The sequence below is a fragment of the Paenisporosarcina sp. P4_D4 genome, assembly GCF_056401835.1.
In genome coordinates this window covers 1-11,493 of sequence record NZ_JBFUIO010000075.1, presented here as the reverse complement: position 1 = coordinate 11,493, position 11,493 = coordinate 1, and the positions used below count along the sequence as shown (strand labels likewise).

The following is an 11,493-nucleotide window of genomic DNA, read 5'->3' as shown; positions in this document are numbered from 1 at the left end:
CTCGTACAGAATCGCTAGGAGCATATTGAGTATCAACTGGCTTGTGGGCTTGGTCTACTGTCCCTATTTCATCTGTAGTTGCTTCTGTTAAATTAGACTCAAATACTTGGTTGGTCAATTGTGACTCGATTGATGTGTCATTCGTTTCCGCAAAAACTGTGACTGATGAAAAAAGTAAGGATGTTACAGCTGCAGTAGTCATCACTTTAAATGCCTTTAATTTACTCTTGTTCATTTACATCTCTCCTTTTTTTATTTATCTTTGAGTTTTATAATTATTTCACTACAATTATGAGTTTAGGAATTTAATAAAATTATGGAATAATAACTTTACGCAATGCTAACCCCACTGAGTGAATAATTACACTACAAATTGTACATACAGCATAAAAAACAGTAAATTGGGGGAATATAGCATAGTTCGATAGACTTATATGTACAAATTCCATAAAAAAGATTGTCATTTAAAATAGAATTTTAAGTTATTATCAGGAAAAATATTTCTGATTTTGTCGAAATCAAAAATATTAGTGAGAGTATTTTCTCTTATATTGGGGGAAATAAACATAATCGGTATAATTTTATGAAAATTTAAAAAACATAAAAATGTGTATAAAGAAACTAGAAACGTATATGGTATTTTGGTCATGTATTCATTATGTAGAAATATAATATTAATGGCCGAATGGTCCTTACACTCCTTGATCCTGTGCATTAAAGACCGTCTCTGATGATTTCCTGTTCTTCAACTAAGCATCCGAGGAGATATAGCTATATAGACTATTTAAAGCACTAGTAAATATCACTAAAAATAGCATACCCCTCAGTTAGTGAGGGGTATGCTATTAATCTAATTGATGTTATCTCAAACCATAAGCCTTAATAATTTCCTGAGAAATTTTGATTCCTTGGTCATCCCAAGCGGTTGCACGGAGGGAAACATATTTGCTTGTCTTAGGATTGTTAATCTTAGCTGTCCAACGATCATCCGCTGTACGCTCAAGTTTTACTTTTTTCCATGACTCTCCTTCATTAAAGGAAACCTCTAATGTAGCTCCCTCTAATTTACCGTAACCCGCTACATCATCAAGTTTTGCAACAGAAAGCTCGAGTGCAGTGGATGGTCCAGCTAATGCATTGCCGTTCATATCTGTTGCAACTTTGTAGTCAAGAGAATAGAACGGAAGCGAAGTTTGGAAATCCTCACTTTTTCCAGACCAGAATGTCCATTCCGTATGAGTACTTAAAGATGTTGTCCAGCGATTCGGATCACGCTTTGCATCACTTACTAACCGGTATTGTGTTTTTTCTTCTGGGACTGGATTAAATAAATATAAAGCCTGTCCTTTTCTTTCGCTAAGAAGGGTATCTCCTTGGAACAATTTAAGAGTTTGATTTTTCACGGAATCATCATAACCGATACCGCCTGTAGAGCCATTCCCTGAATCTGCCCAAGCAGGAATATTAAATTGCAAATAGTTCCCTTGGCGGTTAGGTGCCCAATAACCAACTCCCAAACGAGGACGAGCTACTGGTGAGAACCAGTCTTCTTGAAGCTTTTGACCTTTTTCATACGTAACAGCAGGCTGGCGAACTTCCCAAGGACTGTCTAATACTTCTGTATGGTGATACCAGAGTGTATCTTTCACTGCTGAAACCCACTCTGTTCGAACAGATGGCAATTGTAATTTGTATAAAAACCCAACAGCTCCTCTTGTGTATGGACGCAGATCATAACGGAACTCTCCGCCAGGTGCTTCACGGTCTGATTTGTAACGCGTATCAATCTTGACTAATTCATTGTTAGATGGTGCATATTTTAAATTCTTTGGAATCTGGTCTTGATGCACATCCATTAGATCATAGACATAAGGTGTATTTACTTCACCTTCAACAAACAATTTCAAGTCACCGGAACGTGCTGCTGTAATCACTTTATCGCCTTCACTTTTACTGATTCCAGCAACGGCAAGAGGAATATCTGTATAATCTGGATTTCCTGCAAACACACTGAATTCCTTATCTTCATTGTTTACGATGATCAACAGCTTTGCACCCGCTGCATGTGCCGCAACGGCCTGCTCAGAAGGGGTAACTTCCGTGTTGCGATCGACGACAACCGCTTTGCCTTTTGCTTTCAGACGCTCATAGTCAACTGCTGTTCCTTTTCCTGCATAAACGGTTGATAAGTTATATTTCCCATCAAGACGTGTACTTCCAGCCAACGGAATATCATCCAACACTTTTCCTTTAAAATTGATCTCAAGGTAAGGTTTTATTAAACGCCAGCGAGTCAAAAATTCGAAGTCTCCTGTCTTAACTTCCTTTGTTGGGACAGCATACATTTTATCGATCCACACAGGCATTAAATAAATGTGATTCATTGTTTTGCCATCAAGGGAACGGTAGTATTCCATGCGCTGATAGCTTGGTTCTGTATTCTTTGGCACTTCAACTGAAATTTCTTTTGCTTTTCGAGCATCAAGTTCTACTGTTTGAGGACCGTCTAATTTAATCTCTGGTGTACCAACCAATGCCACACCTTGGTGATCTGTTTCGGTATCTACTTCCATCATAGACATAGCTGAATAGGTTCCAGTGGGTAAACGAACTTCTGTTGTTCCGTTTACAGCAACAAATTCAGGATCCATGTTTTTGTTAACGAGTCCAACATACGTAAGGGTAGGGTTCCCGTTACGGTCTGTAGCGTTAAACGTTAACGGATACTTTTCCTCTTCCTTTACCATACCCATTGAAGTATGAGCCATTTGTTTGCCATCGGCATCTGTTGCTGTCAGGTGTCCTTCATAACGGGAGCCTAATTCACCAAGTGTCGGATTCAACGTTACCGTTACGTCTTTCGTACCTTTTGCCGGAATAGTAATTTCACTCTCAGACACGGTTAACATACCATTTGGTGCGGCATCATCTTTTGTATTCTTAAAATCTGCTTGAAGGTTTAAGGTTAAAGCGGAGTCACTGTCGTTTGTATACGTGACCGTTTTCTGTACAGGCTGAGCATTATCATGTGGCCATTTGAAAAATCCAAATGATAGGGAACCAGTTGCCCTCACTGTGCTGAATGCAGCTGCTGGTACATCCAATCGACCCGATCCGATATGATAAGGCGAGTAATCTAGTTTTTTTGAAGTACTCATCAACGCTTCTTTTAGTTGAGTTCCATTCCACTCAGGGTTCTTCTGCAGAAGGATTGCAGCAGCACCCGCCACATGTGGAGTTGCCATGGATGTACCACTCATGCTTCTGTAAGATCCGCTTCCTGATGAAAGACCAGATCGAGCTGCAACGATGTCAACACCCGGTGCAGACAGGTCAGGTTTCAATCCCATGTCTCCATAACGAGGCCCTTTGGAAGTGAAATAAGCAATATTGTCTGACTTATCAACGGCACCGATTGTTAATGCAGCATCTGCAGCTCCTGGTGAACCGATGGCCCCTTCATAACCTGAGTTTCCGGCAGCAATGACAAAGAGTGTCCCTTTGTCTTTGCTTAGCCTGTTTACCGCTTGAGCCATAGGATCTGTTCCGTCACTTGGCTCACTGCTTCCCAAACTCATGCTTACAATCTTGGCGTTGTCTGAAGCCCATTCCATACCGTCAATAATCCAAGAATCCAAACCACTTCCTGAGTCGTTTAATACTTTACCAACGAGCAACCGAGCTTCAGGAGCAACCCCTTTGTTCTTCCCTCCAGATGCTGCACCTGTTCCCAGTACCGTTGAAGCAACGTGTGTGCCGTGTCCATGAGCATCATCCACCGTTTCACCAGGTACAAAGCTTTTCGCCTCGTCTATCTGACTTGCCAAATCAGGATGATTAGGATCGATACCTGAATCGAGTACCGCCACCTTAACACCTTTACCTGTAAAACCAGATTCCCAAGCCGTTGGGGCACCGATCTGAGGTACGCTGTTGTCTAAAGTGGCTTCCACTTTGCCATCCAGCCAGATTTTTTCAATGCCCTGCTCAAATAAAGCCGTGTTTGATTTACCCTCAGGTGTGATATCTTCCCAGAACGTATCCGCTTCTTTTTTGGTAGCAGAGAGGGCAACAGCGTTAATACTCTCTAACACGCGAGCTATTTTAGCTCCTTTTGGTTCAGCATTTACTTGAACGGCTTTGCCTTTTTTTTCTGTATATTCTACGATAACGGGTAGAGACGAAAGCGTTTTGTCATCATAGCCATTTTCGATCAATTCCGTTACATTAAACAAATCCTTATCTAACTTATCAGCAGCGAGGTAAGGCATAGCTGACCCTGGAATAACATAGGTATCTTCACCAATATTTAGAATCTGAGCACCTGCACCATTTCGATCAACAGGTTCCACGTTAATTACGCTTTTACCGCCTTCAATCTTTTTAATGGTCACGACATCACCTGTAATAAGCGTGATCTTTTTTTCATCTGCGCTATTGATACTGTTTACAATAGAAGTGGTTTCAAGTGTCTTTTCAAGCGATGTTTTATCAATTGCTTTAACGTTATAAAAGGTTGAGGCAAGCATAACCGTAGATAAAGAGGTTGCTATAACTGTCTTCATGTTCTTTTTTTTCAACATATTTTCCTCCTAAAAAAGCAATTTATAAAACAAATGCATCTAGTAAGATCTGTCTTGATGTAGGGAACTCACTGTTAATACAAATACGGGAGTTAATAGTTTGCTAGTATGTGGAAAGAAAAAACCTCCTTTGGCCAATTAAAGATTCTGAACAGGAGTATGTTGTTCTAGCTGAAGGATCAGTTGATATTTAATAGGCACTGAATTTAATAGAATTCTATACCTCTTGTTTTAAGGAGTCGATGGGGGTTATTTAAGAGGGTTTTAGGACTAATTATTTTATAAAAAACAGCTTTTATTTTTTTAAAAAAGTTGACGTCTATATCCGAGTTACTATAAAAGGGGTTTTTTTACAGGGTCTTTTGACTATTTATTTTCCTAAACCATTAAAATCATCGGTCAAAGTGGCCTACCAACAAAATGATGAAACATACGTTAAGTAGATTTCTAGATAAAAAGCCGATTACTCCTTAGCTTAGGAATAATCGGCTTTTGTTTTAACGGACTGTGAATCAGCAAAACGTGGTGTTTAACTATTCTATGTATGGATCAGGTATCCAACTTTCTGTCAGTAGTTCATTATCATAAATATCTTCATTCAAAATGATAATAACTTTTTTCACTTGTCATTTTATCGGATGCTAGTTGAAAGGCTTTTTCTTTCTGGTTCGATTTAACATAATACAAAAACAGTTTTTTTTCATAATGTAGTTTTACAATCAGATTTCCGTTGGCGATGAGAATAGGAATGGCTGTTTTCTCAATATACTCATATAGCTCCTTTTCATTTTGATAGATAGTATGAAGTTGGATTTCAAAATCCATTTGTCTAGGATCTTGATTTTGCTTTGTTAATTTTAATCCTTTTTTCGAAAGTTCGATAAGCTCTTCTTCGGGAAGGAGCCTCCCTTCATAGCAGGTAGAAATATACCCATTAAGGGATGTTAGATAATGAGGTGTCTTTTCAGTTATTAGTTCCAATGCTTTTTCATACGACTGTTTAGCCTCGGAGTATCGTTTTCTTCTAAAATATTCAAATGCTATATTGTGATAGACTTTAGACGCTCTATCAATACAGTTGACTGATTCACAGACTTTCAGCAACTTTTCGTATTGTTGTTTGGTTTCATCCATATCATAAGGTTCCTTGGAATTAAGCTGGACTAAAAGTAGGGTTTCTGTATCAATAATTCTTAAGATATTTAATGTGCTTTTGAAAAATTGTAAAGCCTTTTGTCCATAAAAATAGGAAAAGATAGTTGATTGAATTGAATGGTATGCTATTGCCAAATGATAATAGTATTCTAAGTTTGAATAATTGTTATCAATTTTCTTTAATGTTTCAATGCAAGACTTGAAATTACCTGTCAGAAACATGTAGATTCCGTCTATGTGGTTTAAGAAATTTTGTTCATCAGAATCAAGTTCATTGTACTGATTCCTCATCGTTTCTATGATTTTTTTTGTTTTAGGCTTTTCATTTACAAATAAATAATACCTTGCCAATATTAGATAGTATTGATTTTTAAAGTCAGCTAGAAATCTTAAAGATTCGTTTTCTATTTCTTCTTTAAGTTGATAGATTGCTTTTGAGTCTATCATAATCAATGCGTTATTCCATTTGAACAGTTTTTCTTTTAGGAAAAAATAGCGAGAGCGTTCAATATTCATTGTTATCCCAAGTTTTTTTGCAAGTAAATCCGTAATTTCATGAGAATACTCCGTAATCCCGCGCTCTATTTTGCTAAGATGTGTGACGGAACAAATTCCTTGAGCAAGTTGGCCTTGAGTTAGCCCTGACTCTTCGCGATAGAATTTTATTAATTTTCCTTCAATCATAATACACCCCCAGGTAAACGATTTTCTATTTATTATAGGGAAGTATATCTCTTTAGTCTATGGAAGAAGGGAGGACTTTTACGAACTGCTTTGCTGAATTGATTTTTTTATCACAAGAAATATTAAAATKTTTTTAAAATGTAAAAAACAAACCTCGTATTTTGAACAAAGTTTGATCAAAATACGAGGTTTCACCTGTTTATTGCTATTCATTTAAATAAAAAAAGATGTATCTACCGATAGTGTTAACGCACAGCATAGGTCTTAATTATAGTCTGTTCGATCTGGCTACCGTTTGCGTCCCATGCCTTGATGCGAAGCGAAACGTAACCTGATGCTGGGTTTTTCACCCACACTTTGTAGTGCCCATCTTTTCGGTTATCCACTTTTGTTTTGCTCCATGTGTTGCCGTCGTCCGTAGATACTTCGACCTCTACCCCTTGAATGTCTGGAGTAGCACCTGATTGAGTGACGAATGACAGGTCAAAGTGGTCGGTAATGCCACCCTTTGCCTGGTTCTCATTATCTAGGCCAATGTTATACCTCGGCCACAGTAGCGCAAGGTTTTCTTGCCCATCTGTTGGTCGCTGGGACTTGAATGTCCAAGCTGTGCTGGTCGTTGTAGCCAGAGAGAACCCGAACCATTCTGGGTGCGATGTGTCCGCTGTGATCTTATAAGTTGCCGGTTCAGTGCTGACAGGGTACTTTCTTTGGAAAGTAGCGTCCGGTCCCTTAGCGAGAAGTTTCCCGTCTTGATACAACCCCCAAGTGGACAAGTCTTTCCCATTTGCAAACCAGCCCCAGTGCCCCGGCGTGCTATCACCGTTATCATTAGTTATGTTAAGGTTTAAGATGTCTCCCTCGCGATACGCCCAGGTATTCTCCGGTCCAGTTGGAGCGTTCGCCGCGCCCATCCAAGTCTCTTCTTTCTTGTCGCCTGGCGAGTAGATGCGAAATGTGTCCTTCATGTTACGTGAAATATCAGTAACGTCCGGATAGTACAGATGCCACCATCTCATAATCTTCATATCCGTCTTGTTGCCTGTGGAGTACCACTCTTCCCGGTCCGGTGTTTTTTCCTCGAATTTATCAAGGAATGCAAAGAAGCCACCTTCGTCCTTACGTAATGCCACGGCCCAGTCGCCAGACTTCAACCAGCCATTTGGCCTGCGGTAGTGGGCCTTCACTACGGCAGAGTTTTCTTCTGTCACCGCGTCGACAGGGTTATCCGGAATTTCACCATTAATCATCGACGCATAATTGTACACGTACGGACTGTTGGCGATTCCATGCAGTTTGATCCAGGTAGGACCATTGGCGATTCTGTTGAAGAGCACTTCTCCGTCGCTTTGGCCAAGAGTATAGGCCGGGATGACGACGTTGTCAATTATATATACACCTAGATTGAACCTCTCCCCGTTGTTATTGACGACGATCACTCCTGCGGCGCCAGCACCCATCACTGCTTTTATTTGGTCTCTCGGATTCTGTTTCGAATCGCGGGTGATGACCGCTAGCTTTCCATGGATGTCTATGCCGCTGAGATCCGCTGGTAGTGCCACGCCGACGTTGACCGCTTGGAGTGTCTTATCGCCGTCCAACTTAGGCGCAAAGCCCACTGGCAGAAGTGGAATCGACTCGTTCATATTGTCATCATAGGTTGCCTTGATTGCAGGGGCGTAGTTGCGCGAATGGAAGTTGAACTCGAACAAACCAACATTATTTGGCGCCTTGACTGGCAACACGTAGGCATGAGTTTCGCCAATAAAATTCCTCATGTAGTCAACTCCGAAGTGGTTTGTGTCCATCCGCTCGCGGACTCCGAATTTCCAACCGTGCTTTTCGGACTCCTTAGGCGTTGTAACTTTGATCTCCTTGGCTAATCGGGCATCAAACGTGATTTCTTGATTCTCCTTACTCTTTAGCTCTATCATAGGCACTGAGGCTAGGGTATAGTTCTGAGCTATTCCGGCCTTGTCATTTGTGTTTAGTGTACTAATTACCGCGTATCGTCCCGGCTGCAAGGATAATGTGGTCTTCCCGCTGCTATTAGGATATACCTGTTTACCAACCCCCGTGTCATGGTTGAACCACACCATATCGCCTCCAGCCGGTTTTCCGTTGCGATCGATCTCATTAATAACTAAATCAACTAATGGTTCTGTTTTTGTTCCACCAATAGTCGTGTTAATGATTTTACCGTCACTTGAAGTAGCTTTTACCACTGCTTGATAATCGGCAATAGTGCCAAGCGATGTATCAAATGTTACCTTCATCTCACTGTTGCCATGTGCTGGGACAGTGACCACTGACTTGCTGAGTGTGAACATTCCAGCCGGTGCCGCTGTTTGATTCTCATTCTTGGCTGTCATGACGAGATTCAATGTCATATCACTGTCGGTTGGGTTGACATAATTATATGTCTTTTCTATTGGTTTAGTATCAACAAACCCGGCTCCCATACTGACAACTGCAGGACTGCTATACACGTTAGCCTCTAAGGCTTTCGTGATATCTACACGTCCGCCACCTTGTTGATTAGCTGAGTAGCGGGTATTTGCTACTGCAGTACCAGTTAATACCTGCTTAATATAGTCTCCTGACCAATCAGGGTGTCTTTGTTTCAGAATGGCTGCAGCACCGGAAACATGTGGTGTAGCCATTGATGTACCATTGGCACTAGTGTAGTAGTTATCAACGGCCGTACCCATAGTGGTTCCTGCTGCACGAGCAGCTACGATTGCTACTCCTGGTGCCGTAATCTCAGGTTTAGCTCTGAAATTATTGATAACAGGACCGCGACTTGAGAAATTAGCCAAAAGTTCGTTTGCGCTTTTGTCAACTGCCCCAACGGTCAATGCTTTTTCGGCTGCCCCTGGTGCTGCAATGGTTCTCTTATCTGGACCCACATTACCTGCAGCAATAACAAATAGTGTGTTGCTTGTATCACTCAAATTATTGACCGCTTGACTCAGTGGATCTGTTCCGTCGCTTGGTTCTTCCGAACCAAGGCTCATACTGACAACATCGGCCTTTTCCTGAACTGCCCATTGCATTGCTTCGATGATACTGGATGTAGAACCTGTTCCTGCGTTGCTAAGCACCTTCCCAATTAGAAGTTTTGCACCTGGAGCTACGCCCTTATATTTACCTCCAGAAGCTGCGCCTGATCCCGCGACAGTCGAAGCAACATGCGTACCGTGCCCGTGGTGATCTACATAATCTTCACCCGGTACGAAACTCTTCGCTTCAGCGATAGCATTTTTAACATCAGCATGATTCGGATCGATCCCAGTATCTAAGATAGCCACTTTCACGCCTGTGCCATCATACCCTGCTGCCCATGCTGTAGGTGCTCCAATTTGTGGAACACTCTTGTCCAACATCACTTGCACCGGTTTGTCAAGCCACAACTTGTTTATGCCATCGGCAAGTTTCGGTGCGGTCGTAGCTTTGGCGCTGTCATCGTCTACCGCTTCCCAGAACTTCGCCGCCATCGACTTGCTCGCCTTTAGCGCCACACCATTAGTGCTATCTAATACCTTGTCCTTTTTTGAACCTGCCGGAGCAGCCTGTTCTAACGCTTCGTCCGTATGACTTTCTGTGCCTGAGTAAGTCGCGATCAACGGGATATCGGAGACGTGAGCGTCGTCGTAGCCATACTCGACCAACTTGGTGATATTAAACAACTCGCGGTCAAGCTCATCTGCTGCTAGGTACGGTTGTGCCTTATCCGGGATGAGGTAGAAATCGTCTCCCAAACTCAACGTGGTTACACCCACTTCGGTTCCATCAGGGTTTGGAGCAAGCGTTGCTGATTGCAAGCCATCGGCGTTTTTTTCCAGCATCACAACTTCGCCCGTGATAAGGGTAACAGTGTGCGAGTCGACAACTTTGTTGTTCTGCAGTTGCTTGAACGCCTGGGTCACCGGCGTTTTGGTGGTGGTGGCATCATAAGCAAATGAATGAACAGTACTTGTTGACAAAAGTACTGCAGATACCAATCCTACGGTCATTACATTAACAATTTTTTTGTTTCTCCTCTTCTTCATTAAATTTCCCCCTTTTCCTTACTAAATAGTAGATTAATATATTTGTAAAAATGTGATGGTTTCTTGCTAATCACTTAATAATCACATTTAATACACTGATCTGACTTTCAACATAAGGTTAATAAATTTTTTCAACTAATCTAGCATCTACTGAGTTTATTCAATAGTTATTAAATATTCAGAACTATCAATCAATTAACTTCATCATCCCACATTTCTACTTTTCTGAAAATTAAACTTAGGTAGTAACTTTTGTTGCTATTGGTACTATACCTGCATAAAACAAAAGCACTATACCAAGAGCGACATAATAAGAGTCAGGACTTTTTTTAAAAGTGATTGTTAATTAAGTGTGACTGGTAAGAAGCCTTCAATAGTTTTAGGAGCTACAGGGCATTATCAAACAACACCTGTAATCATAATTTGGAAGAACGCGGATATTTTGAGTGCAATTGAAGAAATAATTACAGACAAGATATTTGGATTATGTAAAAGTCGATCAATCAGGTGGGCATAAGAAAAGCTATTCAGCTTAAAGCTGCAGCACATTTGCTTAAAGGATTTTTTTGAGGATATTATTTCCGTGCTTTCTCATATCACTAAAGATAAGAATGTTACAATGACCTTAGATTGTGATAATAGCGTTGTTTATGGTATTTGTATCGTGCTTTTTACAACCTTGTGGAAAACGGAATTAAGTACAATATTGACGGCGGCACAGTTGAAGTTATTGTAAACAGATTAAGAAAGGAACAGGTTTCATTCAAAATTATAGATACAGTCATCGACATTGCCGACAAATACAAACAGAAAATTTTTGAACTTTTTTATCGTGTTGAAAAATCTCGCTCACGTCAACTGGGTTGTACAGGCTTATGTCTTTCAACTGTTGACAGCACTATCAAAAAACATAACGGTACGATTACTGTTACTGACAATGAAAGTAACGGAACTTGCTTTCATGTCATCTTAAATAGTGGGTCGTGATCAAAACATGTACTTGACTAAGAGCCGTAGTG

5 protein-coding genes are annotated in these 11,493 nt (G+C 40.8%); 1 reads left to right on the top strand and 4 read right to left on the bottom strand.

All coding sequences use genetic code 11. The annotated features are described in order from the left end of the window. The 4 genes from AC1DSL_RS13460 to AC1DSL_RS13445 all read right to left on the bottom strand — a co-directional run. The coding region (locus tag AC1DSL_RS13460; RefSeq protein ID WP_477532552.1) for a hypothetical protein at positions 1–235 on the bottom strand (235 nt) is incomplete at its 3' end. 625 nt (positions 236–860) lie between these two features. Then, on the bottom strand, positions 861–4,583 hold the full coding sequence (locus AC1DSL_RS13455) for a S8 family peptidase (protein ID WP_477532551.1): 3,723 nt from the start codon (positions 4,581–4,583) through the stop codon (positions 861–863). 594 nt (positions 4,584–5,177) lie between these two features. Continuing rightward, the gene (locus AC1DSL_RS13450) at positions 5,178–6,422 is read right to left on the bottom strand and encodes a helix-turn-helix domain-containing protein (protein ID WP_477532550.1); all 1,245 of its coding nucleotides are present in this window, start codon (positions 6,420–6,422) and stop codon (positions 5,178–5,180) included. A 245-nt stretch (positions 6,423–6,667) separates the two neighbouring features. Further along, positions 6,668–10,474 (bottom strand): S8 family serine peptidase, encoded by a 3,807-nt coding sequence (locus AC1DSL_RS13445; protein ID WP_477532549.1) that lies wholly within the window; start codon positions 10,472–10,474, stop codon positions 6,668–6,670. A 681-nt stretch (positions 10,475–11,155) separates the two neighbouring features. On the opposite strand from AC1DSL_RS13445, the gene AC1DSL_RS13440 reads away from it, so the two are divergent. Further along, positions 11,156–11,461 (top strand): ATP-binding protein, encoded by a 306-nt coding sequence (locus AC1DSL_RS13440; RefSeq protein WP_477532553.1) that lies wholly within the window; start codon positions 11,156–11,158, stop codon positions 11,459–11,461. The last annotated feature ends 32 nt before the right edge of the window (positions 11,462–11,493 follow it).

Coding starts and splice junctions, on each gene's coding strand:
- AC1DSL_RS13455 (WP_477532551.1), bottom strand. CDS start 4,583: ATGTTGAAAAAAAAGAACATGAAGACAGTTATAGCAACCTCTTTATCT.
- AC1DSL_RS13445 (WP_477532549.1), bottom strand. CDS start 10,474: ATGAAGAAGAGGAGAAACAAAAAAATTGTTAATGTAATGACCGTAGGA.
- AC1DSL_RS13450 (WP_477532550.1), bottom strand. CDS start 6,422: ATGATTGAAGGAAAATTAATAAAATTCTATCGCGAAGAGTCAGGGCTA.